The sequence below is a fragment of the uncultured Enterovirga sp. genome (assembly GCF_964242715.1).
In the GTDB taxonomy this organism is placed as follows: Bacteria; Pseudomonadota; Alphaproteobacteria; order Rhizobiales; family Beijerinckiaceae; genus Enterovirga.
The window spans coordinates 1-26,435 of sequence record NZ_CAXTAZ010000024.1 but is presented as its reverse complement, the minus strand read 5'-3'; the positions used below and the strand labels follow the sequence as shown (position 1 = coordinate 26,435).

General features: G+C 69.3%; 25 protein-coding genes and 1 tRNA gene. 19 read left to right on the top strand and 7 right to left on the bottom strand.

What is annotated here, in order from left to right; all coding sequences use genetic code 11:
* Positions 1–87: 87 nt before the first annotated feature.
* A complete protein-coding gene (locus tag ACFE87_RS13320) occupies positions 88–1,629 on the bottom strand; it encodes an acetolactate synthase large subunit (protein ID WP_375460168.1) in 1,542 nt (513 codons plus the stop codon).
* A gap of 209 nt (positions 1,630–1,838) precedes the next feature.
* On the opposite strand from ACFE87_RS13320, the gene ACFE87_RS13315 reads away from it, so the two are divergent.
* The 3 genes from ACFE87_RS13315 to ACFE87_RS13305 all read left to right on the top strand — a co-directional run bounded on the left by ACFE87_RS13315 (position 1,839) and on the right by ACFE87_RS13305 (position 4,947).
* Positions 1,839–2,810 carry a Bug family tripartite tricarboxylate transporter substrate binding protein gene (locus tag ACFE87_RS13315; RefSeq protein ID WP_375460124.1) on the top strand — a complete coding sequence of 324 codons (972 nt, stop codon included), beginning with the start codon at positions 1,839–1,841 and terminating at the stop codon, positions 2,808–2,810.
* Positions 2,811–2,881: 71 nt separating this feature from the next.
* Positions 2,882–3,802, top strand: a complete 921-nt coding sequence (locus ACFE87_RS13310; RefSeq protein ID WP_375460123.1) for a polysaccharide deacetylase — start codon at positions 2,882–2,884, stop codon at positions 3,800–3,802.
* The gene (locus tag ACFE87_RS13305; protein WP_375460122.1) at positions 3,799–4,947 is read left to right on the top strand and encodes a Gfo/Idh/MocA family protein; all 1,149 of its coding nucleotides are present in this window, start codon (positions 3,799–3,801) and stop codon (positions 4,945–4,947) included. Before ACFE87_RS13310 ends, ACFE87_RS13305 begins: the two co-directional genes overlap by 4 nt.
* A 79-nt stretch (positions 4,948–5,026) precedes the next feature.
* Here ACFE87_RS13305 and ACFE87_RS13300 read toward each other — a convergent pair whose 3' ends face one another.
* Positions 5,027–6,256: an amidohydrolase family protein gene (locus tag ACFE87_RS13300; RefSeq protein ID WP_375460121.1), complete on the bottom strand. Its 1,230-nt coding sequence runs from the start codon at positions 6,254–6,256 to the stop codon at positions 5,027–5,029.
* A gap of 80 nt (positions 6,257–6,336) precedes the next feature.
* On the opposite strand from ACFE87_RS13300, the gene ACFE87_RS13295 reads away from it, so the two are divergent.
* Complete coding sequence (locus ACFE87_RS13295; RefSeq protein WP_375460120.1) at positions 6,337–6,618, top strand: type II toxin-antitoxin system ParD family antitoxin; 282 nt, start codon at positions 6,337–6,339, stop codon at positions 6,616–6,618.
* On the top strand, positions 6,615–6,902 hold the full coding sequence (locus tag ACFE87_RS13290) for a type II toxin-antitoxin system RelE/ParE family toxin (RefSeq protein WP_375460119.1): 288 nt from the start codon (positions 6,615–6,617) through the stop codon (positions 6,900–6,902). The genes ACFE87_RS13295 and ACFE87_RS13290 overlap by 4 nt, the downstream gene beginning before the upstream one ends.
* A gap of 7 nt (positions 6,903–6,909) precedes the next feature.
* On the opposite strand, the gene ACFE87_RS13285 is transcribed toward ACFE87_RS13290, so the two are convergent.
* From ACFE87_RS13285 to ACFE87_RS13275, 3 genes are read right to left on the bottom strand one after another with little or no spacing between them, the layout of a single operon-like run.
* Positions 6,910–7,734, bottom strand: coding sequence for an ABC transporter ATP-binding protein (locus ACFE87_RS13285; protein ID WP_375460118.1), 825 nt, complete (start codon positions 7,732–7,734; stop codon positions 6,910–6,912).
* A 13-nt stretch (positions 7,735–7,747) separates the two neighbouring features.
* Entirely contained in the window at positions 7,748–8,773 is a 1,026-nt protein-coding gene (locus ACFE87_RS13280) for an ABC transporter substrate-binding protein (protein WP_375460117.1), read from the bottom strand.
* A gap of 29 nt (positions 8,774–8,802) precedes the next feature.
* Positions 8,803–9,645: an ABC transporter permease gene (locus tag ACFE87_RS13275; RefSeq protein WP_375460116.1), complete on the bottom strand. Its 843-nt coding sequence runs from the start codon at positions 9,643–9,645 to the stop codon at positions 8,803–8,805.
* 169 nt (positions 9,646–9,814) lie between these two features.
* Here ACFE87_RS13275 and ACFE87_RS13270 point away from each other — a divergent pair, with 169 nt between their 5' ends.
* The 7 genes from ACFE87_RS13270 (at position 9,815) to ACFE87_RS13240 (ending at position 17,658) form a co-directional block, all read left to right on the top strand.
* Entirely contained in the window at positions 9,815–11,482 is a 1,668-nt protein-coding gene (locus ACFE87_RS13270; protein ID WP_375460115.1) for a thiamine pyrophosphate-binding protein, read from the top strand.
* Between the two features lie 142 nt (positions 11,483–11,624).
* Positions 11,625–12,455 (top strand): enoyl-CoA hydratase/isomerase family protein, encoded by an 831-nt coding sequence (locus ACFE87_RS13265; RefSeq protein ID WP_375460114.1) that lies wholly within the window; start codon positions 11,625–11,627, stop codon positions 12,453–12,455.
* A 37-nt stretch (positions 12,456–12,492) separates the two neighbouring features.
* Positions 12,493–13,719: a CaiB/BaiF CoA transferase family protein gene (locus ACFE87_RS13260; RefSeq protein WP_375460113.1), complete on the top strand. Its 1,227-nt coding sequence runs from the start codon at positions 12,493–12,495 to the stop codon at positions 13,717–13,719.
* A 59-nt stretch (positions 13,720–13,778) separates the two neighbouring features.
* Complete coding sequence (locus tag ACFE87_RS13255) at positions 13,779–14,759, top strand: Bug family tripartite tricarboxylate transporter substrate binding protein (RefSeq protein ID WP_375460112.1); 981 nt, start codon at positions 13,779–13,781, stop codon at positions 14,757–14,759.
* A 13-nt stretch (positions 14,760–14,772) separates the two neighbouring features.
* Complete coding sequence (locus ACFE87_RS13250) at positions 14,773–15,246, top strand: tripartite tricarboxylate transporter TctB family protein (RefSeq protein WP_375460111.1); 474 nt, start codon at positions 14,773–14,775, stop codon at positions 15,244–15,246.
* 8 nt (positions 15,247–15,254) lie between these two features.
* The gene (locus ACFE87_RS13245) at positions 15,255–16,763 is read left to right on the top strand and encodes a tripartite tricarboxylate transporter permease (RefSeq protein ID WP_375460110.1); all 1,509 of its coding nucleotides are present in this window, start codon (positions 15,255–15,257) and stop codon (positions 16,761–16,763) included.
* 16 nt (positions 16,764–16,779) lie between these two features.
* Positions 16,780–17,658: an AEC family transporter gene (locus ACFE87_RS13240; protein ID WP_375460109.1), complete on the top strand. Its 879-nt coding sequence runs from the start codon at positions 16,780–16,782 to the stop codon at positions 17,656–17,658.
* 3 nt (positions 17,659–17,661) lie between these two features.
* Here the strand turns inward: ACFE87_RS13240 and ACFE87_RS13235 are convergent, their stop codons facing one another.
* Positions 17,662–18,375: a GntR family transcriptional regulator gene (locus ACFE87_RS13235; protein ID WP_375460108.1), complete on the bottom strand. Its 714-nt coding sequence runs from the start codon at positions 18,373–18,375 to the stop codon at positions 17,662–17,664.
* Positions 18,376–18,530: 155 nt separating this feature from the next.
* Here ACFE87_RS13235 and ACFE87_RS13230 point away from each other — a divergent pair, with 155 nt between their 5' ends.
* Genes ACFE87_RS13230 through ACFE87_RS13200 form a run of 7 tightly spaced genes read left to right on the top strand, consistent with a single transcriptional unit; the run spans position 18,531 to position 26,122 of the window.
* Positions 18,531–19,988, top strand: coding sequence for an aldehyde dehydrogenase (locus ACFE87_RS13230; RefSeq protein ID WP_375460107.1), 1,458 nt, complete (start codon positions 18,531–18,533; stop codon positions 19,986–19,988).
* Entirely contained in the window at positions 19,985–21,025 is a 1,041-nt protein-coding gene (locus ACFE87_RS13225) for an NAD-dependent epimerase/dehydratase family protein (protein WP_375460106.1), read from the top strand. Before ACFE87_RS13230 ends, ACFE87_RS13225 begins: the two co-directional genes overlap by 4 nt.
* Before the next feature lie 22 nt (positions 21,026–21,047).
* Entirely contained in the window at positions 21,048–22,025 is a 978-nt protein-coding gene (locus ACFE87_RS13220) for a Bug family tripartite tricarboxylate transporter substrate binding protein (protein ID WP_375460105.1), read from the top strand.
* A gap of 56 nt (positions 22,026–22,081) precedes the next feature.
* The gene (locus ACFE87_RS13215) at positions 22,082–23,056 is read left to right on the top strand and encodes a tripartite tricarboxylate transporter substrate binding protein (RefSeq protein WP_375460104.1); all 975 of its coding nucleotides are present in this window, start codon (positions 22,082–22,084) and stop codon (positions 23,054–23,056) included.
* Positions 23,057–23,069: 13 nt separating this feature from the next.
* A complete protein-coding gene (locus tag ACFE87_RS13210; RefSeq protein WP_375460103.1) occupies positions 23,070–23,732 on the top strand; it encodes an RraA family protein in 663 nt (220 codons plus the stop codon).
* Between the two features lie 9 nt (positions 23,733–23,741).
* Positions 23,742–24,695: a 2-hydroxyacid dehydrogenase gene (locus ACFE87_RS13205; RefSeq protein WP_375460102.1), complete on the top strand. Its 954-nt coding sequence runs from the start codon at positions 23,742–23,744 to the stop codon at positions 24,693–24,695.
* Complete coding sequence (locus ACFE87_RS13200; RefSeq protein WP_375460101.1) at positions 24,692–26,122, top strand: FAD-binding oxidoreductase; 1,431 nt, start codon at positions 24,692–24,694, stop codon at positions 26,120–26,122. The genes ACFE87_RS13205 and ACFE87_RS13200 overlap by 4 nt, the downstream gene beginning before the upstream one ends.
* Positions 26,123–26,184: 62 nt before the next feature.
* Here the strand turns inward: ACFE87_RS13200 and ACFE87_RS13195 are convergent.
* Positions 26,185–26,259 (bottom strand) — tRNA-Gln (locus ACFE87_RS13195).
* Positions 26,260–26,435: the final 176 nt, after the last annotated feature.

Genomic DNA, 26,435 nt, shown 5'->3' with positions numbered 1-26,435 from the left:
CTGAGATACCAGCATTAACGACGGTGGAACCAGCCCCGTGTTGCGTCGCGGCATCAAAACCACACCCTGGCTGACGGCCGGTCCTCGTCACAGGAGAACCTCGACCAGGAAGGGCCCCCGATGCGCGAGGCCGGCCCGCATTGCGGCCACAAACTCGCCCAGGTCGGAGGCGCGTCGCGCCTCGACCCCGTAGCCGCGGGCGAGGCTCACCCAATCCACCGGCGGGTTGTCGAGGCTGAGCATATCCAAGGCCTTGCGGCCCGGATTGGCCCCGACATGGGCGAGTTCCGCCCGCAGGATGGCATACGACCGGTTCGCCCAGATCAGCGTCAGGACGTCGAGATTCTCGCGCGCCTGGGTCCAGAGCGTCTGCGCCGTGTAGAGAGCGCTGCCGTCGGCCTGCAGGTTCACGACCTTCCTGTCGGGGCAGGCGACGGCCGCGCCGGTCGCGAGCGGGATCCCGAGTCCGATCGACCCTCCCGTGAGCTGAAGCCAATCGTGCGGCGGGGCTTGCCGCGTGGCCGGAAAGAAGCCGCGGCCGGTGGTGACCGATTCGTCGCAGACGATGGCGCCCTCGGGAAGCAGCGCGCCGAGCGCCTGGGCCAGCGTGTCGCCGTCGAGAGCGCCGGCGGTCGGCACGGCCGGAGGTGGCGAACCGGGCCGGACCGACGGGGCCGCGGCGCCGAGCGCGTCCGCCAGCCGGGCGAGCGCGTCGACCTGGTCCTCCGCGGGTTCCGCGAGGACCAGGACCTCGCAATCCGGCGGCGCCAGGAGGCTCGGCTTGTTCGGATAGGCGAAGAAGGCGACGGGCTGGGTCGTGCCGACCACGACGAGGTGGCGGACGCCGGCGAGCGCCGCCAGCGCGGCATCGACCGGATAGGGCAGGCGCTCGATCGGGACGCGACCCGCGCCGCGCTCCATCCTGGCATTCGAGACCTGGGCCAGCATGCGGGCGCCGGTCCGGGCGGCGATGCGGTCGGCGAGCGCGAGCCCGTCGGCCCGGACCGCACGGTCGCCGAGGAAGAGCATGGCCGGCTCGCCCGACCGGAGAACGCGCGCCGCCTCGGTGACCCGCGCCTCGTCGACCTTGGCTCGAGCCGCCACCGCAGGCACAGTCGCGACGGGGCCGCCGTCGCCCCAGGCCGTGTCGGCCGGGAGGATCAGGGTGGCGACCCCGCCCGGCGCTGCCCGGGCGGCCGCGATCGCCTCGGCACCGTCCGCCGCCACCTGGCGCGAATCGGGCGAAGTCCTGACCCAGGCCGAGACCGGCCGGGCGATCGACTCGATGTCGCTCGTCAGCGGCGCGTCGTAGGCCCGGTGATAGGTGGCGTGCTCGCCCACGATGTTGACCACGGGCGAGCGCGCACGGCGGGCGTTGTGCAGATTGGCGAGGCCGTTGCCGAGGCCCGGGCCGAGATGCAGCAGCGTCGAGGCCGGCTTGTTGGCCATCCGGGCATAACCGTCGGCAGCCCCGGTCGCGCCGCCTTCGAACAGGCAAAGCACGCAGCGCATGCCGTCGACCCGGTCGAGCGCGGCCACGAAATGCATCTCGGAGGTGCCCGGATTGGTGAAGGAGACCTCGACGCCTCCCTGGACGAGCGTACGGACGAGGCTCTCGGCGCCGTTCATCCCGGTATCAGGCCGCTCGCCCGTCATGCTGCCGTCCTCTCGCATCGCGTCCTCTGATCCTGTGACCCCGAGACCGGCCTCGGGATGTGCGGCGACATTGGTTCGAATTCCCGCCCCGGGACAAGGCGAGCGCCTGCATGGCCAGGTCTCGCCGGATGGCTGGCCAAGGCCGGGCCCCTTCCCTATCGAGCGGATACCAGGGAGGCATCATGATCGCGCGACGAACACTGCTGGCGGCCGCAGCCTCGTCTTTGGCCGCGCGACCGGGCTGGGCAAGCTGGAGCCCTCGCCGGATCGTCACCATCGTCGTGCCCTATCCGGCGGGCGGGGCGACCGACGTCTTCGCCCGGATCGTGGCCCGCGAGATCGCCCCCGAACTCGGCCAGAACGTGGTCGTCGAGAACGCGCCCGGCGCCTCAGGTGCGGTCGGAACACGGCGGGTCGCCAGGGCGGAGCCGGACGGCCATACCCTCGTCCTCTCCACGAACCAGACCCACGCGACCAACATCTCGCTGCTGCGGGACGGCGGCGGCTACGACCCGGTCCGGGACTTCACAATGCTCGGCGGCCTGGCCGATCTCCAGCACCTGCTCGTGGTCCGGAAGGACCTGCCTGTCCGGACCGTCGCGGAGTTCCTGGCGCTCGGGAAGGCAGCGACGCCCAAGCTGACCTGCGCCTCGACAGGGATCGGCTCCGCCTCCCATCTCACGATGGAGCTGTTCCGGGCAAAGACCGGCATCGATCTCGTCCACGTCCCCTATCGGGGCGCCGCTCCCCTCCTGCAGGACTTGGTCGGCGGCCGGGTCGACCTCGCCTTCGCGACCGTGCCGACCGTTCTGGGCCAGGTCCAGGCGGGCGAGCTGAGGGCCCTGGCCGTCGCCTCGCCCTCCCCCTCGCCGCAGGTGCCGGACGCGCCCATCCTGTCCCGCGAGGGCGTGGCCGGCGTCGACGCCGATGCCTGGATCGCGATCTTCGGGCCGGCGGGCCTGCCGGGCGAAATCCGGGACCGCTATGCCGGGCTTATCCGGGCGGCGCTCGCGAGGCCGGAGGTCGCGGCCGCGGCCGCAGCCCAGGGCATGCTGCTGAACTGGCGCGAACCGGAATCCTTCGGCCGTTTCCAGCAGGCGGATATCCAGCGCTGGGCCGACATCATCCGGGCCGCCAATGTCAGCACCGAGTAAGGCTTGACCCCGTCGAACGCGTCATCCCACTAACTCCGCTGCAGACGTCCCTTGAGGCCGGGAGATCATTCATGGACCAGCGCGGCGAGCTCGAGCCTTGGCAATGGCCCGAGGAGCATTGGCGCCAGCTCGTGAACCAGGCCCGCGCGGGCCGGCCGCTCCGGCCCAAGAGCTGGCCCGGCGGCGCGCGCTGCGCGGTCGCGCTCTCCTTCGATTCCGACCACGAGACGAACGAGCTCCGCGACGGCGGCAAGTCGATCGGCCGCCTATCCTGGGGCCAATACGGCAACCGCGTCGGCGTGCCCCGCATCCTCGACCTCCTCGACCGGTACGGCGCCAAGGCGACCTTCTACGTGCCGGCCGTGGCCGCGCTCCTCTATCCGGACGAGCAGCGCCGGGTCGTGCGGGAGGGGCACGAGATCGGCATCCATAGCTGGATCCACGAGCTGAACTCGGTCCTGCCCTACGAGGCCGAGCGCGACCTCATGTTCCGTGCCGCCGACGTGCTGGAAGAGATCACCGGTGTCCGGCCGGTCGGGATGCGGACGGCCTCGTGGGATTTCAGCCCGAACACGCTCCGGATCGAGAAGGAATACGGGCTCCTCTACGATTCGTCGCTGATGGCGGACGAGGATTGCTACGAGCTGCTGCTCGACGGCGTGCCGACCGGCATCGTCGAGCTGCCGGTGGAATGGGTCCGCGACGATGCGGTCTATTTCATGATGAACCGCTTCTCGTCGCTCAGGCCCTACACCCCGCCCGAGGGCGTGTTCGACATCTTCCGGCGCGAATTCGACGCCGCCTACGAGGCCGGCGGGCTGTTCCAGCTCACCTGCCATCCGCATATTATCGGCTACCGGTCCCGCATCTGGATCCTTGAAGAGCTCATCCGGCACGCGAAGGCGAAGGGCCACGTGTGGTTCGCGACCCATGCGGAGGTCGCGACCTATGCGCGGGACCACGCCGAGGCAACTGCCGAGACCGCCCGATGAGCCAGGTGATTCCACTCGGCATCGTCTTCAACGGCGCGACCGGCGAACTCGCCCGCAAGCACCACCTCCCGGGCCTCGTCGCGATGGGACGCGAGGGCGGGCTTCCGCTCGCCAATGGCGGCCGGGTCGTGCCCGACGTGATCCTGGTCGGGCGAAGCGAGAGCAAGCTCCGGGATACGTCGGCGGAGACGGGATTTGCCCGCTGGACGACCGATCTCGACGCGGCCCTCGCCGAGCCCGGGATCAGCATCTGTTTCGACGCGGCCCCGTCAGGCATGAGGGTCGGCGTGGTCCGCAAGGCGATCGCGGCCGGCAAGCATGTCTATGTCGAGAAGCCGATCGCGGGCTCCCTCGACGACGCGCTCGCGATCAGCCGCGAGGCGGTCGCGGCCGGGCTGAAGAACGGCACGGTGCAGGACAAGCTGTTCCTGCCGGGCTTTGCGGCCCTGCTCGGTCTCAGCCGATCTGGATTCTTCGGCCGGCTGCTCGAGGTGCGGGTCGAGATGGGGCGCTGGGTCTTCGACGGGGAGACGACTCCCGGCCAGCGCCCGAGCTGGAACTATCGCAGCCGCGACGGCGGAGGCCTCATCCTCGATATGTTCCCGCATTGGCGCTACATGCTGGACGCGCTCGCGGGCGAGGTCACAGCCGTCAGCGCCACCTGCCGCACCCAGATACCGAGCCGGCGCGACGAGGCCGGACAGCCCTACCCCGTCGATGTCGACGACAGCGTCTTCGCCTCGCTCGAACTCGCGAGCGGCGCGATCGCCTCGGTGAATTGCAGCTGGGCGACCCGTGTCCGGCGCGAATTCCCGATCCAGGTCCAGATCGACGGCACGGACGGCTCGGCCGTCGCGGGCCCCTTCGGCTGCTGGTCGCAGCGCGCCGACCATGCGCCGGCCGGTCCGCTCGCCTCCGCCATCCCGGGCAATCCGCGCTTCTTCGACAATTGGGACGCGGTGCCGCTCGCCCAGACTTACACCGGCAGCTACCGGGCCGGCTGGGAGCTCTTCATCCGCCACGTCCTCGAGGACGCGCCTTTCCCCTACAGCCTGATGGAGGGCGCGAAGGGGGTGCAGCTCGCGGAACTCGCCTACCGGAGCAACCGCGAGCGGCGCTGGATCGACGTGCCGAAGCTCGGGTAATCACCGCTCCTGCCGGCGAAAGCCGGCACCCAGACGGCGCCTGGGCCCCGGCTTGTGCCGGGGCGAGCGGCCGAGAGGGTCAAGCCGGGCGGTGCAGCTCCGGCCGGGTGCGCGTCACGGTACGCCGCCCGTTCTTGAACACGGCCAGCGGCTGAGCGATCTCGGCCACGGCCTGGGTCGGCGAGGTCGCATCGATCACGACGATGTCGGCCGGGTTGCCGACCGCGATCCCGTAATCGGTCAGGTTCATCAGCCGGGCCGAGCGATCGGTCAGCATGGAGAAACATTCGGCGATGCCGTCGCGGCTGCCGACCTGGAGCACGTTCGCGTGCAGGTTCGCCATGCGGAGCAGCGAGCAATCCCCGAAGGGCGTGAACGGGTTCAGGATGTTGTTCGTGGAGAGCGAGCAGTTGCAGCCATTCGCGACGAACAAATTCGCGTCCACGAGGCCTCGCCGGACATTGTAGGTCTGGTCGCGGCCCATCAGGAAGAGGTCGGTCGCGGGCAGCACGGTCACGGCCACGCCGGCATCGCCGAGCCGGCGCGCCCAGACGGCCTGCTCGTCCGGCGGCATGGTCGAGAGCTTGGTCCCGTGTCCGAAGGCGACCCGGCCGCCCCAGCCGTATTGCTCGGTGAGGTCGCAGACCAGCACCGCATCGAGATGCTCGGGCGACGCCCCTGAATCGAGATGCATGTCGATGTCGGCATCGAAGTCGCGCGCGATCTCGAAGACGCGGCGGATCTGGGCGGCGTGGTCGCTGTCGTAATTCGGGGCCGCCCCGACGACCCGCGCGCCGCGCCGCATGGCTTCGACCATCAGCTCGTCCGTGCCCGGATTGTTGGTCAGGCCCTCCTGCGGCATGACGCAGATCTCGATCTCGATCGCCCAGGCATATTCGGCGACGAGCGCCTGCACGCCCTCGAAGCCGCGCAGCCCGACCTTGGGATCGACCTCGACATGCGCGCGCATCCGGGTCGCGCCGTTCGCGATGCAGCGCTCGAGCGTGGTCTTCGCCCGCTCGTGGACATCCTCGACCGTGAAGGTGTGCTTGACGTCCGATACCCGCTCCATCGCGAGGTGGCCGCGGCCGGCCGGCTCGGGCGCGCAGCGGTCGATGATGCGGGACTTGTCAAGATGGATGTGGGTTTCGACGAGCCCCCCGCAGCACAGGCACCCCGCCGCATCATGCTCCGGCGCGTCGCAGCTGAGCCCGCGCTCGACCGCCGCGATGCGGGAACCGGCGAAACCGATATCGACGAGGTCGTCGCGCCCTGGCAGACGCGCGTTGCGGATCACGTAATCGATCATGGGAGGAGCGGGCCACCGAGGGCGAAGCGGTCCGCTTCGCGGAGAGACGTAAGCGGTCCGCCTATGCTAGAATTGCGCCCATGTCAGCAGCCCCCACCGTGACGGTCGATCTCTCTCCCGAAGCCGCCCGCGCCGTCGTCGACGCGGTGGAATCGGGTGAGTTTCCGAACGCGAGCGCCGTGATCGAGGCCGTCGTCCAGAGCTGGCAGTCGGAGCGTGGAGAGCTGTTCGACTACACCCCCGACGAGCTGGACCGTCTCGCGGAAGAGGCGGAAGCGAGCGGCCCCGGCAGGACAGTCGACTTCGAGAGGCTAGCCCGCGAGGCGCGACAGGGATTCGAGGCCGAGACGTCCAAGGCGTGACGCGACGGCTGATCCTTTCGCCGGCAGCCGAACGCGACCTCGTCGGCATCTGGCGGTACATCGAGACCGACAATCGTGCTGCGGCGGACCGCTTCCTGCGCCTCCTCGGGGCGAAGAGCGACCTTCTCCTCGCCTTTCCCGGCCTCGGCCGCACCTGGAGACCCATGGGCCAACGCAGGATCTACCCTGTCCGCGACTACCTCATCCTGTATCGCGAGACGGCGGACGGCATCCTGGTTCTTCGCTACATCCATGGCCGTCGCGACCTGCCGAACCGGCTGTAGCGCCGACTTACGACATCACGCGATACAGCTCGCGGTTGATCTCGCCGACGAGATGCAGGAACCGATCGGCGAGCCGCGTCTCGCGATCGCGCGGGCGAGGCAGGTCGATCGGGAAAACCCGGTGGATGCGGCCGGGCCGGGCGCTCATCAGCACCACCGTGTCCGATAGGAACACGGCCTCGGCCAGGGAATGCGTCACGAAGAGCACCGTCTTGCGGTAATGCTGCCAGACCCGCATCAGCTCGAAAGCCATGCGGTCGCGGGTAATCTCGTCGAGGGCCGCGAAGGGTTCGTCCATCAGGAGGACAGCCGGGTCGAGCGCGAGCGCGCGTGCGAGCGCGGCACGGCTCTGCATCCCGCCCGAGAGCTGGTGCGGGCGCTTTCCCTCGAAGCCCTTCAGGCCGACGAGATCCAGCAGCGCCGGCACATCCGCCTTGCGGCGGCTGCCGCCGCGGCCCGCGACCAGGTCTTCGAGCAGCCGGACATTGTCGTCGATCCGCAGCCACGGCATCAGGTTCGCCTGCTGCGACACGAGGCCGATGCGGCCCTGCCTGCGCAGGTCCGAGGGCGCAGCCCCACCGATCCGGACCGAGCCGTCGGTCGGCGGCATGAGGTCGGCCACCACCCTCAGAAGGGTGCTCTTGCCGCAGCCTGACGGGCCGACGAGGGACACGAAGGCCCCATCCGGAACGTCGAGGTCGATCCCCGACAGGGCGTCGACCCGCTCCGACGTGCCGAAGCCATAGGTGACCTCGACGCCCCGGACATGGATCGCGGCATTCTCGTCCTGCCGGGAGACAGGCCGGGCGGAAGACAAGACGGTCGGAGCCACGGTCGCGGTCGCGCTAATGGGCGGCCTTGCCCCGGACGGCCTGACTCAGGGTTTTCGCCTCGTCGAGACCTTCGACGACCGCGTTCGTATACATCTCGCCTGGGCTCGGCTTCTTGGGCAAGTCGCCCGAGGCATGCAGGATGTCGATCGAGGATTGCCACTTGGCGTCGTTCATCATCCCGAAGCGGGTCGCGTAGTCCGGGGTATCGTAGAGGCTGTAGATGATGCCGAGCTTCTGGGTCTCGAGCTTGAGATCGCGATCGGGCGAGACCTTCACGATCTCGGCCACCGCCTTCTCCATGTTGTCCCGCGTCCAGAGATAGCTCTTCATCGTGGCGCGGACGAAGCGCCGGACGAGGTCCGGGTTGGATTTGAGGAGCGCGTCGCCCGTGTAGAGGACCGTGCCGTAGAATTGCACGCCGTAATCCTTCACCGGCATCACGCTCGTCGGAAAACCCTTCATGTCGAGCGTGAGCGCCTGACCGAAGGCATAGCCGAAGGCCGCGTCGACCTGGCCCGCCGCCAGCATCTGGATCTCGGCGCCGCGCGCCACATTCACGAATTCGACGTCGCTCGCCGTGAGTCCGCCCCGGGCGAGAAGCGGCTCGACGAGCCCTTTCACGTTCGACGGGAACCAGGCCATCTTCTTGCCCTTCATCTTGGCCGGCGTGTCGATCCCGCTCTTCTTCAGCGTGATGACGGAGAAGGGGTTGTCGGGCTCGTCCGCCATGATGGCGACGACCGGCAGGCCGGAGCCGCGCGCCTTGATGAAGCCGTCGGCATTCGCCAGGCCGAACTGCTCGCGGTCGGTGGCGATGAAGATCTCGTTCTGCTGGCCGGCCGAGGGCGGGCGGATCTCGAGGTCGATCCCCTCCTGCTCGTAGAAGCCTTGCACCTTGCCGCCGTAGAAGGGCGCATGCATCCCCCAGGGCGTGAAGTTGATCCGCATGACGACCTTGTCGGCCGCGTGGCCGGGCCCGGCGAGGGCGGCAAGCGCTGTCACCACGACCGCCAGAAGGGCTGCGAAATGCCTCGTCATCGTGATCCCCGTCTCGGTCTGCGGCGCCGTCAGGCCTGGGTGGTGGTGGAATCGCCGGCATTCTTGCGCCAGGCGATCAGGCCCTCGGCCGTCGACATCAACCAGAAGAAGGCCGTGCCGATGACCGCGAGCGCGATGATGGCCGCGAAGGAGCGGGCGGTGTTGAAGTTGAAGCTCCCCGACAGGACGAGATAGCCGAGGCCGTTCGAGGCCGCGAGCCATTCCGCCACGATGGCGCCCAGGACCGCGAGCGTCGTGGCGATACGGAGGCCCGCGAAGATATAGGGCAGCGCGTAAGGCAGCCGCAGCCGGAAGAAGGTCTGCCGTTCCGTCGCGGCGACCGACCGGAATACGTCGCGCAGCCCGCGGTCGACCTCGTGGAAGCCGACCATGGTGTTGATGACGATCGGGAAGAAGGCGATCGAGGCGACGACCAGGATCTTGGAGGCCGGCCCCGCCCCGACCCAGACGAGGATCAGGGGTGCGATCGCGATCTTCGGGACGCTCTGCAGGCCGACGAAGATCGGCATGATCAGTCGTTCGACCAGGGGAAACCGGATCATCAGGGCCGAGACCGCCAGCGCGAACAGGACGGCTGCCGCATAGCCGGTCAGGATGCTCCAGATGCTCTGGAGGGCGTGCATTCGAATGAGAGGCCATTCGTCATAGGCGAGGCGCGCGATCTCGCTCGGGGCCGGCAAAAGGAAGCGCGGAATGTCGAGCCCGCGCACCGCCGTTTCCCAGATCGCGAGCAGGACGAGGATCAGGAGAGCCGGGCTGGCCCTCTCGAGATCGCGCGCCCACGAGCGGCGTGCCGACCGCGACGGAGCAGCGACCCCGACCGGGGCCTCTCGCGCCGCCACGTCACTCATCGCCCGACATCCGTGATCGCATCCAGGACCTCCGCTGGCGGAGCGCCCTGTAGCACGGATCGGGCCGGGTGGCCTGAGGGCCGAGCATATGGGTTGCGTCCAGCCGCAAAGCGCGTGATCGGGGGCGCGATCTCGCCGCGCCGATCTTCACCCCAGCATGGATGACAACATGAACCGCATCACCGGTCGGTCGGCCTTCCTGGCGCTGCTTCGGGACGAGGGGATCACGCATCTCTTCGGCAATCCCGGCACGACCGAGTTGCCGATCATGCATGCCCTCAAGGACCATCCCGAGATCACCTACGTGATGGCCATGCAGGAGAGTCTCGTCGTCGCGATGGCGGACGGGTTCAGCCGGGCCTCGGGCCGGCTCGTCGCCTGCAACGTCCACGTCGCGCCGGGCCTCGGGAACGCGATGGGCGCGCTCTACAACGCGAAATTCACAGGCACGCCGATGATCCTGACGGCCGGCCAGCAGGAGCAGGGGCACGGCCTCACCGAGCCGCTCCTCTACGACCCGCTCGTCCGCATCGCCGAGCCGCTCGTGAAATGGGCGGTCGAGGTCACCCGTCTCGAGGACCTGCCCCGCATCGTCCGCCGCGCGGCCAAGATCGCGACCACGCCGCCGACCGGCCCCGTCTTCATCTCGCTGCCGGGCGACATCCTGAACGCGGAGGCCGGGATCGATCTCGGGCGGTCGACCCGTGTCGACACGCGGGTCAGGCCCTCGGACGAGGCCCTGCAGGCGCTCGCGCGCCGCATCCTCGCGGCGGAAAGGCCGGCGATCGTCGTCGGCGACGAGGTCGTACGGAGCGATGCGCTCGAGGAGGCGGCCGCCTTCGCGACGATTCTGGGCTGTCCCGTCTTCCAGCAGAGCGTGCCCTATGGCGCCCATTTCCTGTCCGAACACCCGTGCTTCCTGGGCGCATTGACGCGCAGCCAGACTCAGGTCCGCTCGGCCCTGTCCCCCTACGATCTCCTCGTCGTGCTGGGCGCCGATCCGCTCCGCATGTCGGTCTATAGCGAGGTCGATCCGCTGCCGGATGGCCTTCCGATGGTGCAGGTCGGTCTCGTCGACGGCGACCTCGCCAAGAACTACGCGGTCGAGATCGCGCTCAAGGCCGACGTGAAAGAGACGCTGCGGGCCATCATGCCGGTTCTCCGGGAGGCCGGGGGCGCGCGCCTCCTGGAGCGGGCGGAGGCCGGCCGAGCCGCGCTCGCCTCGACGAACTGGCGGGCGAAGCGGGCCAGGCTCGTGGCCGAGATCACCGGTCGGCGCGACCGAAGCCCGCTCGATCCGGATTGGCTGGCCCTGCAGATCGTCGAGGCCATGCCCGAGAACGCGATCCTGGTCGAGGAGGCGCTGACCTCGTCCCGCCACATCCCGTCTCTGCGGGCGCATCGCGATCGCTACGGCTTCCACGGGCTGGCGTCGGGCGGGATCGGATGGGGATTGCCGGCCGCCGTGGGCGCCAGCCTCGCGAATCCGGACCGGCCGGTCGTGTGCTTCTCCGGCGACGGCAGCGCGATGTATTCGATACAGGCACTCTGGACGGCCGCCAAACACAAGCTGCCGCTCACCGTCGTCATCGCGAATAACGGCGGCTACCGGATCATCAAGCAGCGGCTCCTCGCCTTCCATGCCGACGACCATTTCGTCGGCATGGATTTCACCGATCCGGCGGTCGATTTGACCGGACTGGCGCGCGCCCTCGGGTTGGAGGCGAGCCGGGTGACGGAGGCGGACGATCTCGCGCCGCGTCTCGGGGCAGCGATGAGGGCGCCCGGCCCGACGCTGATCGAGGTGATGGTCGACGGATCGGTGGCGTCCGGCTGAGAGCCGCCGGCGCAGGGTGAACGCCGTCCGGGTTTCTGGCGGCACCTCCCGGATCGTCGGTTGAATGCGGTCGAGAAATCCGGTTAGCTCGGGTCAACCGTCAGGCCGGCCTTCCAGCAGCCGCCAAGCTCGGATGGAAAACATGAGCGCCAGCGCCACCCTCGCCCCGTCTTCGCCGGCAGGGACGGCCACGATCGCGGACGACCTCCTCTTCGAGATCCGCGACGGCATCGCCCGCATCACGTTCAACCGTCCCCAGGCCCGGAACGCGCTGACCTTCGCGATGTACGAGCGGTTGGCCGAGATCTGCCGCGAGGTCGAGGGCGACCGCTCCGTCAAGGCCATGATCCTGACCGGCGCCGGCGAGAAGGCCTTCGCGTCCGGGACGGACATCTCGCAATTCCGGGAGTTCAAGACCGGGCAGGATGCGCTCGATTACGAGTCGCGCATCGACAAGATGCTCGGCACGCTCGAGCAATGCCGCGTTCCCACGATCGCGGCCATCTCCGGCGCCTGCGCCGGCGGCGGGGCGGGGATCGCGGCCTGCTGCGACCTCCGCATCGGGACCGAGAGCGCGAAATTCGGCTTTCCGATCGCCCGGACGCTCGGCAATTGCCTGTCGATGTCTAACATCAGCCGGCTCACGGCCCTGATCGGCCCGGCGCGCGTGAAGGACATCATCTTCACGGCCCGCTTCGTCGACGCGCGGGAAGCGCTCTCGATCGGCCTCCTGACGGAGGTCGTGCCGGACACCGCTTCCCTCCACCAGCGGGCCGAGGAGATGGCCCGTTCCATCGCCAACCACGCCCCCCTCACCCTCAGGGCCACGAAGGAGGCGGTCCGTCGCCTCGCCAAGCGCCTGACGCGCGAAGAGGGTGAGGACCTGATCCTGATGTGCTACATGAGCCAGGACTTCCGGGAAGGCATGGACGCCTTCCTCAACAAGCGCCCGCCGCACTGGAAGGGCGAATAGGCCGAGGCTCGGTCACAGACCGCGAGGAGGAGACGCGATGGGCCCGCTCGCGGGATTGAAGGTCGTCGACCTGACGCATGTCATGGCCGGCCCGACCTGCACGCTGATGCTGGCCGACATGGGCGCGGACGTGATCAAGGTCGAGAAGAGCCCGGGCGGCGACGACACGCGCCATTCCGTGCCGCCGAAGGTCGGCGACCAGGCCGCGTCCTTCCTGATGATGAACCGCAACAAGCGCGGCATCGTGGTGGACCTGAAGACGAAAGGCGGCGCGGAGGTGCTGCACCGCCTGATCCGAACGGCGGACGCCGTCGTCGAGAATTTCGGGCCGGACGTGATGGATCGCCTCGGCTTCGGCTACGAGGCCCTGAAGATAGAGCATCCGGGGCTGATCTACTGCTCGCTGTCGGGCTTCGGACGGACCGGCCCCTACCGTCACCGCCGCGGCTTCGACCTCGTCGCCCAGGCGATGAGCGGGATCATGACCTTCACGGGCGACGGCCCGGACTCGCCGCCCGCGAAATGCGGGCCGCCGCTCTCCGACATCACCGCCGGCATCCTGGCCGCGCTCGGCATCGCGGCAGCCTACGCCCACCGCCTGAAGACCGGCGAGGGACAATGGGTCGAGACCTCGCTCTTCGAAGCGGCCCTCGTCCAGACTTATTGGCAATCGGCGATCGCGCTCGCGACAGGGGAGGCTCCGCGCGCGATGGGCTCGGCCCATCCACTGAACGCGCCCTACCAGGCCTTCCAGGCCGTGGATGGCTGGATCGTGGTCGGCGGCGCGAACCAAACGAACTGGCGTCGGACCGTCGAGGCCCTCGGCGTGCCGGAACTCGCGAGCGATCCTCGCTTCGCCACGGGAGGGGCCCGCATGGCCAACCTCTCCGAACTCGAGGCGGAACTGGCGCCGCGCTTTCGAACCCGGCCCGCCGCGCATTGGCTGGACGCGCTGGAGACGGCCGGCGTACCCTGCGGCCCGGTGAACGACATGAACCAGGCGCTGGCGGATCCTCAGACGATTGCCCGGGAGATGGTCATCGACGTCGAGCATCCGACGGCCGGGCCGGTGAAGACGATTGGGCTGCCGATCAAGTTCTCGCGCACGCCCGGCAAGGTCCGGAAAGCCGCGCCCCTTTTTGGCGAGGACACGGTCGGCGTGCTGCAGGAGCACGGTTTCAGCGACGACGAGATCGCCGCCCTGGAGCGGGACGGCGCGGTAACGGCGCATCACGACGAAGCGACTCGCCAGACGGTCGCCTGAGACGACGAAGACGGTACGGGACGGAAACGCTGGAGGACGATATGGGACGATCATCGGGGATGGCGGTCGCCATTTGCGCCGCGCTCGGACTGGTCAGCGGCGCGGCCGCCGCGGCCGAGTGGAAACCGACCAAGGCGATCGAGCTGATCGCCACCGCGGGACCGGGCGGCGGAACGGATGTCTTCACCCGCACCGTCCAGAGCATCGTCACCAAGTACAAGCTGGTCACCCAGACGGTCACGGTGGTGAACAAGCCGGGCGGGAGCGGCGCCGAAGGCTATATCTACACGAAGTCGCAGGCCGGCGACCCGCATAAGCTCGTCTTCGGCACCTCGAATGCCTGGCAGCAGCCCCTGGTCTCGAAGCTCGCCTACCGGCACACCGACCTGACGCCGATCGCCGCAATGGTGCAGGACGAGTTCCTGCTCTGGGTGAAACAGGATTCGCCGATCAAGAGCGCGGCCGACTACGTCCAGGCCGGCAAGGCCCAGGAGACGAAGATGGGCGGCGCCCAGTCCAAGGATACGGACGAGGTGCTGACCCGGATGATCGCCAAGGAGGCGGGCATCCAGATCACCTTTATCCCGTTCAAGAGCGGCGCCGAGGCGGCCGTGCAGCTCGCCGGCGGCCATCTCGACTCGCATGTCAACAACCCGAGCGAGAGCGTCGGACAATGGAAGGGCGCGACGCAGCGCCCGATCTGCGCCTTCAGCCCTCGGCGCCTGCCCGAGGGCGCCAAGGTCACGCAGACCGAGAGCTGGCATGACATCCCGACCTGCCTCGAATCCGGCCTCAACATCCCGCAATTCCAGCAGCCCCGCACCGTGTGGCTGCCCGGCAAGGTCACGCCCGACCAGGTCGCCTTCTATGTCGACCTGATGCGGAAGGTTCAGGCCACGCCGGAATGGAAGGAGTATATCGCCCGAACCTCGCAGACGGACACGTTCCTGGCCGGCGACGCGTACCAGGCTTTCATCACCGAGGATCTGGAGCGCGGCCGCAAGGTGGCCGCCCAGGAAGGATGGCTCGTGTCCGACTAGCGGGCCGACCGCCATGATCTCGCGGCCCAATCTCGAGCGGCTGACCGCGCTCCTGACCGGCGCGTTCGGCGTCGCCGTCGCGGTCTCGAGTGTCAGTAACGGTATCGGCTGGTCGAGGGCGGGGGTCGAGGCCGGCACCTTCCCCTTCGCGCTCGGGCTGATCGTGACCGCGGCCAGCGTCTACAATTTCGTTGCGGACGGCTGGATCTGGCCCCTCCGGGTGCAGGCGATCGGCTGGGGCCACTTCAAGCAGAGCGGCGCCCTCTTCCTGCCTGCCGTCGCCCTCGTCGTCGCGATGCCGATCGTCGGGCTCCACCTCGCCGCGGCCCTCTACGTGTTCGGAACCTACACGGTGCAGAGCCGGATCTCGCCGCTCCGAGCCGCCGCGGCCGGGATCGCGACCGCCGCCTGCCTCTACGTGCTCTTCGACATGCTGTTCCAGGTCAGCCTCCCGCTCGGCGCCCTCGGCGCGGCCCTCGGCTTCTAGGAGGTCCCTTGGAGAACCTCGATTCGCTGATCCACGGCTTCGGGATCGCGCTGACCGGCTACCACATCACGCTGATGGTGGTGGGCGTGCTGCTCGGCCTGGTGGTCGGAGTCCTGCCGGGCCTCGGCGCCCCGAATGGGGTATCGCTCCTCTTGCCGCTCACCTTCGGAATGCAGCCCGTCTCGGCCATCATCCTCCTGTCCAGCATGTATTGGGGCGCGCTGTTCGGCGGCTCGGTCACCTCGATCCTGTTCAACATCCCGGGCGAGCCCTCGTCCGTCGCGACCACCTTCGACGGCTACCCGATGGCCCGGGACGGGCGCGCCAGCACGGCGCTCGCGACCGCCTTCGGCTCGGCCGCGATCGGCGCACTGGTCGGCGTCGTGCTCATCACCTGCGTGGCCTCCTGGGTCGCGCAGGCCGCCCTCGCCTTCGGGCCGGCAGAGTATTTCGCCGTCTACTTCCTGGCCTTCGCGAGCTTCGTCGGCATGGGCGGCGGCGCACCGATGAAAACCGTCGTGTCGCTCGCGATCGGCTTTGCGATCGCGGCGATCGGGATCGACACCGTCTCGGGCGCCGTGCGGCTGAATTTCGGCGTGGACGAACTCGTCAAGGGCGTGAGCTTCGTGGTCGCCGTCATGGGCCTGTTCGGGATCGGCGAGCTCCTGCTCGCGGTCGAGGAGGACGTGCGGGCGAGATCCGTCGCGTCCCGCGTGCACTGGGGGGAGGTGTTCAGGGCGCTGGCCCGGCTGCCGCGCCATTGGGTCGCCCTCGTCCGCAGCGTCGCGGTCGGCTGCTGGATGGGGATCACGCCGGGCGGCCCGACCGCCGCCTCCTTCATGAGCTACGGGCTCGCCAAGCGCTTCTCCCCGCGCCGCGCGTATTTCGGCCAGGGCGAGCCGGAGGGCATCATCGCGCCCGAAGCGGCCGACCATGCGGCCGGGACGAGCGCGCTCCTGCCAATGCTGTCCCTCGGCATCCCGGGCTCGGCGACCGCGGCCGTAATGCTGGGCGGCCTGATGATCTGGGGCCTGAATCCCGGCCCCATGCTGTTCATCGAGCAGACGGACTTCGTCTGGGGGCTGATCGCGTCCATGTATCTCGGGAATATCGTGGCCGTCGTGCTCGTGATCCTGACGGTGCCCATCTTCGCCGCCCTGATGCGGGTGCCCTTCTTCATCATCGCTCCCCTGATCTTCATCGTCTGCGTCGTCGGCGCCTATTCCGTGTCGAACTCGCAGATGGACGTCGTCCTGATGATGGGCTTCGGCCTGCTCGGCTACCTGTTCAAGAAGCTCGACTATCCGATCGCGCCGCTCGTCCTCGCCATCGTCATCGGCGACAAGGCCGAGGATGCGTTCCGGCAATCCATGCTGCTCTCCAACGGCTCGCTCCGGATCTTCGTGGCGAACCCGCTCGTCACGACCCTGGTGCTGATCGGCTTCACCCTCCTGATGCTGCCGCTGGTGCAGCGGCTCGCCGGCTGGCGGACCCGCCGCGCCGCCATCATCGATTGAGGCATCGACACCGCGAATGTTCTCGACCGTTCTCTCGGTCGTCCTGCCCGTCATCGTCATCGTGGCGATCGGATTCGGCTGGTCGCGGCTCGGCCGCTCGCTGAACTCGAAGGAGATGACCGCGATCGTCTCGGACATCGCGACCCCCTGCCTGATCGTCAGCACCTTCCAGGCGAGCCGTCTCTCCTTCGAGGCCTTCGCCGCGATGCTCGGCGCGACGGCGACCGCGATCCTCCTGTTCGCCGCCATCGGCGCCGTGATCCTGCGTCTCGCGGGGCTCCGGCTGCGCACCTTCCTGCCCTCGATCGCCTTCCCGAATGCCGGCAATCTCGGTCTGCCGATCGCCCTCTACGGCTTTGGGCAGGAAGGGCTCGGCTACGCGATCGCGTATTTCTCGATCTCGTCGGTCGCGAATTACACGCTCGGGCAGACCATCGCGTCAGGCCGGGCCGATTGGCGCGGGCTCGCGCGGCTGCCGATCCTCTATGCCGTGGCCATCGGGGTCGGGCTCGCCTTCTGGAAGGTGGAGCTGCCGGGCTGGATCGGCAGCACGATCGGCCTTCTCGGCAACATCACCGTGCCGGTGTTGCTGCTCCTGTTGGGATCGTCGCTGAGCCAGCTCAAGGTCGGCTCGATGGGCCGGGCCCTCTTCGTCTCCGTCGTCCGGATCGGGCTCGGGGCGGCGGTGGGCTTCTCGGTCGCGGCCGCCTTCGGGCTCACCGGAACGTTGCGGGCCGTGCTCATCCTGCAATGCTCGAACCCGGTCGCGGTCTATAACTACCTCTTCGCCCAGCGCTGGAACAACGAGCCCGAAGCCGTCGCGGGCGTCGTGGTGATCTCGACCCTGATCTCGCTCGTGACGATTCCGCTGCTCTTGATCGTGCTTCTTCCCTGACGGTCAGGGGTTCCCGACCGTCGTCGGAGCGCGAGATCCTTCAAGCGGCAGCAGAAACTTGGCTTCGTAGATCCGGCGGGCTTTCCCCATGTGCTCGACGGAGAGCATGTCGAGCGATGCCGAATCCGCCTGTCGGACGGCCTCGACCATGCGGGCATGCTCCTCGCACGCCTGCCGGAGCGCGTGCGGGTCGGCGACGCCGTAGGCCCGCACCGGGAAACTGAGCCAGTCATGCAGGCGGATCGACTCGGCCAGGTACTGGTTCTCGCACAGCCCATAGAGCTGCCGGTGGAACGCCATGTTGCTGCGGTGGATCGCGATCAGGTCCCCCTTCGCCGACGCCTGCTCGTGAGCCAGGAGGGCCAGCTCCAGCGCGGCGAGCGCGTTCGGGTCGGGCGGCAGCCGCATCATGGCGACGGCGGCCCGGTGCAGCACGGCCCGAGTGGCATAGAGCTGTTCGAGCTGGTCGGCGTCGAAGCGGCGGATTTCGGCACCGCGATGGCGCGGCTTGATGACGACGCCGAGCCGCTCGAGCTCCGCCAGCGCCGCCCGCACGACATGCCGCTTGGCGCCGTAATCCTCCATCAGGTGATCCTCGATCAGGCGCGTCCTCGGCAGGATGCGGCCCCGGATCACATCGGTCTCGATCGCCGCGATCACGGCCTCGACGGGGTGGCGTAGCGGCTCGGCGATGCTCGCCGGCATAGGGCTCGGCATCGACGCCCTTCTCGGATCAGGTCGCACGCGCCCGCAGGTCGCACGCGCCCGCAGGTCGCGGGGGCTTATCGATAAGATCATCGCACTTCTTATCGGCATCGACCTGCTGGAGGAACACCGCTTTCCGCTCCATACCGCGATCCGGGAGGGATAGAATGAACGTCCGACTAGGATCCGAGGTCGCGAACGCGACCGACGACGTCATCGTCAGCATCAATCCGGCCGACGGATCGGTCGCCGGCACGGTCGAGGCGACCAGCCCGGCCGAACTCGATGCCGTCGTCGAGCGCGCCTGGACGGCGTTCCGGTCCTCGGGATGGCCGACGCTGCTGCCGCACCGCCGCGCTCTCTTGCTCCAGAAGGTCGCCGACGGCCTCGCGGCCCAGAAGGAGAGCCTGGCCCAGCTCCAGATGGCCGATAACGGCAAGCCGCTGGGCGAGTGCCGCGGCATGGTCGATTCCGCCATCGGGACCTTCCGCTACTACGCGGGCGTCTGCGAGACGATCGAGACGGACGTCACCCCCCGCCGGGGCGACTACCTGTCCTTCACGTTGCTCGAGCCCTTCGGCGTGGTGGCGGCGATCACGCCCTGGAATTCGCCCATTATGAACGACGCGACCAAGGTCGCGCCTGCGCTCGCGGCCGGCAACGCCGTCATCCTGAAGCCTTCCGAGGATTCGCCGCTCCTCGCGCCGGAGCTCGCCCGCATCGCGCTCGCGGCCGGGTTGCCGGAAGGCCTGCTGCAGGTCGTGCAGGGGCGCGGACCGGAAATCGGCTCGGCCCTCGTCGCGCATCCGGGTGTTCGCATGATTTCCTTCACGGGCGGCACGGCGACGGGCCGCGCCATCGGCCGCGTGGCCGGCGAGCGGCTCGTGCCGGCCGCGCTCGAACTCGGCGGCAAGTCGCCTCACATCGTCTTCGCCGACGCCGATCTCGACCACGCGGTCGCGGCCGTGGTGGCCGGCATCTTCGGCTCGGCCGGCCAGTCCTGCGTGGCGGGTTCGCGCCTCTTCATCGAGGCGTCGATCTACGACGACGTCCTCGCGCGCGTGGTCGTGCGGACGAAGAGCCTGAGGGTCGCGCCGCCTGACGCGCCGGGCGTCGAGGTGGGACCCCTCGCCTCCTTCCACCATCGCGACCGCGTCCACCGTTTCGTGGAGCGTGCGCGAGAGGAAGGCGGCCGCATTCTCTGCGGCGGGGCCGCACCGGCCGGGGACGAGTTCGACGCCGGCGCCTATTACCTGCCGACCGTCATCGACAGGCTCGGGCCGGAGGCGCTGACCTGCCAGGAGGAGGCCTTCGGACCGGTCCTGGTCGCGCTCCCGTTCGGGGACGAACAGGACCTGATCGCCCAGGCGAACGGCACCGCCTTCGGTCTCGCCTGCGGGATCTGGTCGGACAACTTCAAGCGCTGCTGGCGGGTCGGCCGCGCGCTCGAGGCCGGCTCGGTCTGGGTCAACACCTACAAGCAATCCGTGACCTCGACGCCCTTCGGCGGCTTCAAGAGCAGCGGGCTCGGCCGCGAAAAGGGCATCGACGGCCTCCGTCTCTATGCACAGGTGAAGAGCATGTATTTCGGATTGCACGAGCAGCCCCTGGAGGTGGCCCGATGAGCGCCGCCGTGAAGCGTCGCCCCGAAGCCTCCGTCCGGATCGCGGGTGGCCGGTTCATGGTCATCGGCGGCGCGAGCCTCGTCGGCTCCGCGACCTGCGAGGAGCTTCTTAGGCAGGGCGCGGCCGAAATCCGGCTGTTCGACAACTTCTCCTTCGGGTCTGGCGAGGCCATCGCCCATTTGAAGGACGACCCCCGCGTCAACGTCGTGCAGGGCGACATCCTGCGCCTGCATCAGCTGCTGCATGCGACCGAGGGCCTGGACGGAATCGTCCACCTCGCGGCCTTCATGACGCTGTCCATGGACCGGGATCCCTGGTCCGGCATCGACGTCAACATCCGGGGTGTCCAGAACGTGCTGGAGGCCTGCCGGGCCAGCAAGGTCCGGAAGGTCGTCTTCGCCTCGTCCAATGCCGTCTACGGCTACGGGCCGGGCGTGAAGGGCGACCTCGTCGAGGAGACCCCCTTCCACTCCGTCGGCGCCCCGCCGGCCGCCATCCTGTACGGCGCCAGCAAGATCATCGGCGAGCAGCTCTGCCGCGACGCGCATCGCCGGAACGGCCAGGATTACGTCGTCCTGCGCTACTCGACGGTCTACGGCGAGCGGCAGCATTACCGGGCCGCGAACGCGCTCTACATCGTCGAGACGCATGACGCGGTGAAACGCGGCGAGCGCCCCGTCGTGATCGGAGACGGATCGGAGACGAAGCATTTCGTCTATGTCGGCGATCTCGCCCGCGCCAACCGGATGGCGCTCGAATCCGACGCGACGGACGTCGCGGTCAACACGTCCGGCCCCGAGCCCGTGACCACGCTCGAACTCGTCACGCTCGTGGCCGAGCTGTCGGGCCGACCCGACCTCGAGGCCGAGCACAGGGAGCCGGACCCCGGCAAGGTGCGGCTGACATCGGGCGGCGCGTTCATGATCGACCACAAGGCCGCCGAGGGGGCCATCGGATGGAAGCCGGAAGTCGGCATGCGCGAAGGCTTGAAGCGCCTCCTCGCCTGGCGCAACAGCCAGACTCCCGTCGCAACCTGAAGCCTCCGAGAAGGTTCTCATCATGTCGATCGCCATCACCCGCCGAAACATGCTCACCACCGGTCTCGCCGGAGGCGCGTCGCTCGCGATGCCGGCGCTGGTCCGGGCCGACGAGCGCTACCCCGTCCGCCCGATCGAACTCGTGGTCGGTTTCGCGGCAGGTGGAGGCACCGACACCACGGCCCGCACGGTCGCCCGCTACCTGGAGGCCGAACTCGGAGGACAGGTCATCGTGAACAACCGGCCGGGCGCGTCGGGAGAACTCGCCCTTTCCGGGATCGCGCGCGCCGCCCCGGACGGCTACACGCTCGGCGTCACGAATTATCCGGGCCTGCTCTCGCTGCCGGTCGAACGGAGCGTTGGATACACGCCCGACAGCTTCCAGTATCTGGCCAATCTCGTCTCCGACCCGTCCGCCTTCAGCGCGGCGAGCGACGGCCCGATCTCCTCGATCGCGGACCTCGTCGCCAAGGCCAAAGCGAAGCCCGCCACGATCACCTTCGGCTCGACGGGCGTCGGAACGGACGAGCATCTCGCGCTCTCGCTCCTGGAGCAGGCCGCCGGAATCAAGCTGAGCCACGTCCCCTACCGGGGAGCCGGCCCGCTCGGGACCGACCTTCTCGGCCGCCATATTGATCTCGCGGGCCTGAATGTCGGGGAGGCGGTGCCGCTCGGCGACAAGGTCAGGATCATCGTCCAGGGTGGCGCCAAGCGCTCGCGCTTCGCACCCGACGCACCGACCTTCCGCGAGGCCGGCTTCCCGTTCGAGATGCGATCCGAGCGCGGCATCGTCGCCCCGCGCGGCCTTCCGCCGGCGGTGGCGAAGCGGCTGACGGAGGCCCTTGCCACGCTCGCCATCAAGCCCGACTTCCTGCGCCAGATCGAGAGCCAATATACCGAGCTCTTCTACCTGCCCGGCGAGGCCTGGGAGGCGCATCTGAAGCAGGAGGACGAGGTCCTGCGCCGGCTCTGGAAAGAACGGCCCTGGTCCAACGCCTGACCGCCTGCGCCGCACGACAAGAACAAGCGCCAACAACCATGGGAGGATCGAACATCATGCGGCGACGCACATTGCTGAGCTTGGGCGGAGGGCTCGCGCTCGCCGCCGCGGCGAAGACGCGGGCCTGGGCGCAGGCCTTTCCGACGCGGAACGTCACGCTGGTGGTGCCCTATCCGGCCGGCGGCGCGACGGACGTCATCGCCCGGCTGATCGCCGACAAGCTCCGCCCCAAGTGGAACCAGTCGGTCGTGATCGAGAACCGGCCCGGCGCCGGCACCGTGCCGGCAGCGCAGGCCGTCGCCCGGGCCGAGCCCGACGGCTACACGCTCTTCGAGACGACCTCTGCCCACACGATCAGCGCGAGCCTATACAAGAAGCTCTCCTACGATCCCGTCCGGGATTTCACGGCGATCACGCTCACGGCCATCATCCCGCTGGTTCTCGTGACGGCGAAGAGCGTGCCGGCCTCGACGCTCGCCGAGTTCACCGCATGGGCCAAGACGCAGAAGGACGTCCTCGTCGTCGGCTCGACCGGGATCGGCACCGCGCAGCACCTGACATCCGAGCTGTTCAAGAACCGCACCGGCGTGCCGTCCCAGCACGTTCCCTACCGGGGCGACACGCCGATGATCACCGACCTCCTCGCCGGGCGGGCGCATTTCGCCTTCGCGACGCTCTCGGCCGTGCTGCAGCACATCCAGTCCGGCGACTTGCGGGGCATCGCGCTCGCGCATCCGCGGCGGGTGACGGCGGCGCCGAACATTCCGACCTTCGCGGAAGCCGGCATGGCGGATTTTGAGTTCGCGACGTGGTTCGGCACCTTCGCGCCGGCGAACCTGCCCGCCGCGCTGCGCACCGCGATCTACCGGGACATCTCGGCGATCGTGGCGGAACCGGCCATGACGCAGCGACTGGTCGAGATGGGCGCCGACGTCAGCAATCTCGCGCCGGCCGAATTCGACGCCTTCATCAAGGGGGAGACGGCGCGCTGGGCCGAGGCGGTCCGGATCTCCGGCGCCCGTATCGACTAGGGAAAGCGCGACCATGTCAGACAACGATGAGGCCCTTCTGGCCCGCTGCAGCGCGATCGCGGTCAGCAGCTGGTCCGACGCCCTCGACGAGCTCGGCATCGCGGGCGTGATGACGGGCATCGCGAAGCGCAGCGGCGCGGGCCAGATGTGCGGCTTCGCGCTGACGGCCCGGCAGGTGCCGGGTCCGTTCGGAGCCTTCGACAAGGCCGATTTCGCGGTCGGGCGCCTCGTTGCCGCGACCGGTCCCGGCAAGGTCCTGGTGGTGGATGTCGGCGGCGCGCCGATCTCGACCCTGGGCGGCCTCGCCTCGCTCGCCTGCACGCAGCGGAATGCGACCGGCGTCGTCATTGACGGTGCCTGTCGCGATGTCGACGAGATCCGGGAGACCGGCCTCTGGCTCGCGAGCCGCCACGTCGCCCCGACGACCGGCAAGCGCCGTCTCCAGCTTCAGCCGCTCGGCGGGACGATCATGGCCGGCGGCATCAAGGTCGAGGAGGGAGATCTCGTCGTCGGCGACGATACCGGCATCGTCGTCGTGCCGCGCAGCACCCTGCCGGCCGCGCTCGAGGCGGCCGAGCGGATCGTGGCGGTCGACGCCGAGGTCGAGCGCCGGGTCCGGGCCGGGTCCAGCTTCGCCGAAGCGGCGGCTGCGTCCGGATACCTGCCGGAGCAATGAGAGCTCGTCATGCCCGGTGAGGCGCGGCCCGCCCGGGTCCTGCAGCTCGGGCCGATCGGGCCGCAGGCCGATGGGCCGCTCGCCGACGCCTTCGCGGCCGTCCGCCTGTGGGAGCAGGATCCGGCCTGGCTCGACGCCCACGCAGCCGAGGTCGAGGTCGTCGCCACCACGGCCCGGCGCGGCTGCGACGGCGCGCTGATCGCGCGGCTGCCGTCGCTGCGGGCCATCTGCAGCTGGGGCGTCGGCTACGACACCATCGACGTGGCGGCCGCGACCGCGCGCGGCATCCAGGTCAGCTACACGCCCGACGTGCTCGACGATTGCGTGGCGGACCTCGCCTGGACCCTCCTCCTCGCGGTCGCCCGGCAGGTCGTGGTGGCCGATCGCTACGTCCGGGACGGACGCTGGACGGAGCTCGGCGGTTTCCCGCTTTCGACCCGCGTCTCCGGCAAGCGGCTCGGCATCCTGGGGCTCGGCCGCATCGGCCGGGCAATCGCGCTGCGTGGGACCGGCTTCGCGATGCAGGTCCGCTACCACGGCCGCCAAGCCCGCCCCGACGCCCCCTACGGCTTCGAGCCGTCGCTGGAGGAGCTCGCCCGCTGGAGCGATATCCTGGTCGTCTCCTGCCAGGGAGGACCGGAGACGCGCCACCTCGTCGACGCGCCCGTCCTCGAGGCGCTTGGTCCGGCCGGCATCCTGGTCAACATCGCGCGCGGCTCCGTGGTCGACCAGGACGCGCTGATCCGCTCGCTCGAGACGGGGCGTCTCGGCGGCGCCGGCCTCGACGTGCTGGAAGGCGAGCCCGGTGCGCCACTCGCCTTGCGGCAGAGCGACCGGGTAGTCCTGACGCCCCATGTCGGGAGCGCCACGGCCGACACCCGGGCCGCGATGGAAACGCTCGTCGTCGACAACGTCCGGGCCTTCCTGTCGACGGGGCGCGTCCTTACCCCGGTCGCGCCGTGAGCGCCGCCGACGGACCGCTGCTGGACGCTTTCGCGCAGGTCGTCGGGCCGGCGAATGTCGTGGATCCCGAAACGGCGGCACGCGACGGCCATTTCACCGACTGGCGGAAGCTGGTCCACGGACGGGGCCGCGCTCTCGTGCGCCCGGGCAGCACGGAGGAGGTCGCGGCGCTTGTCCGCATCTGCGCCGGCCTCGGCGTCCCGATCGTGCCTCAGGGCGGCAATACCGGGCAGGTCGCGGGCGGCGTTCCCGACCCGTCCGGCCGGGCGATCGTCCTGTCGCTCGCCAGGATGGCCCGCATCCGGGCGGTCGATCCCGCGAACGACACGATCACGGTCGAGGCCGGCTGCGTGCTCCAGGCCGTCCAGGACGCGGCGCGGGCCGCCGGCCGCCTCTTCCCGCTCTCGCTCGGTGCGGAGGGAAGCTGCACGATCGGCGGCAATCTCGCCACCAATGCCGGCGGCACGCAGGTCCTGCGATACGGCAATGCGCGGGAGCTGACGCTCGGGCTCGAGGTCGTGCTCGCCGACGGCGAGATCTGGTCGGGGCTGCGCGGACTGCGCAAGGACAATAGCGGCTACGACCTGCGCGACCTGTTCGTGGGCAGCGAAGGGACGCTCGGCATCATCACGGCCGCGACCTTGCGGCTGTTCCCGCTGCCGCGAAGCCGGGTCACCGCGCTGGCGAGCCTCGGATCGATCGAGGCCGCGGGCTCGCTCCTGGCGCGCTGCCGGACCGGCTTCGACGCCGCGCTCACCGCTTTCGAGCTGATCTCCGGGCCTTGCCTGCGCTTGGTCGCCTCGACCTTTCCCGACCTTCCGGCCGCCATGCTGGGCGCGACCGAAGCGCCCTGGTACGTGCTCGTCGAGCGAAGCGGGCCCGATGACGAGGAGAGCGCTCACGGCCAGGTCGAGGCGGTCCTGGAGGCGGCCTTTGTCGCCAGCGAGGTGAGCGATGCGACCCTGGCGCGCTCGCTGGCGCAGTCCCGCGGTCTCTGGCGCCTGCGCGAAAGCATCACGCTCGCGCTCGCCGCCGACGGAAAGTGCCTGAAACACGACATCTCGCTGCCGGTATCCGCCATGACGGCGTTCGTGGAGCCGATGCAGGAGGAACTCTCCGGCCGGTTCCCGGGAGTGCGACCTTTCATCTTCGGCCATCTCGGCGACGGCAACCTGCATTACAACATCGCGCACCCGCTCGATGACCCCGAGCGGCTGCAGACTGTCGCGCCCGACCTCTCGCGCCTCGTCCACGATGCGGTTGATGCCCTCGGGGGCTCGATCAGCGCAGAGCAAGGGATCGGGCGCGTCCGCGCGCACGAGCTCGGCCGCTACAAGACAGCCGTCGAGTTGCGCCTCATGCGCAGCCTGAAAGCCGCGCTCGATCCGGACAGCATCCTGAACCCAGGGGTGCTCTTGCCGCCGTGATCAAAGGTCGGTCGGGCCGAACGAGATTGCCGCCGCCGTCGTGGTCGCGGCCCGGGGAGGCTTGGCTGGGGCGCCAGGATTCGAACCTGGGAATGTCGGTACCAAAAACCGATGCCTTACCACTTGGCGACGCCCCAATGTGGGCGTCCTCATAGGTCGACCGCCCGGCCCCGGCAATGGGGTGAGCCGCACGAACCCCGGTCCCATAGCCCCGCCGCTTGCGGTCGCTGGCCCGGACCGGTATAGCCCCGCTCGAGGCGGAGTGTAGCGCAGTCTGGTAGCGCACCACGTTCGGGACGTGGGGGTCGCAGGT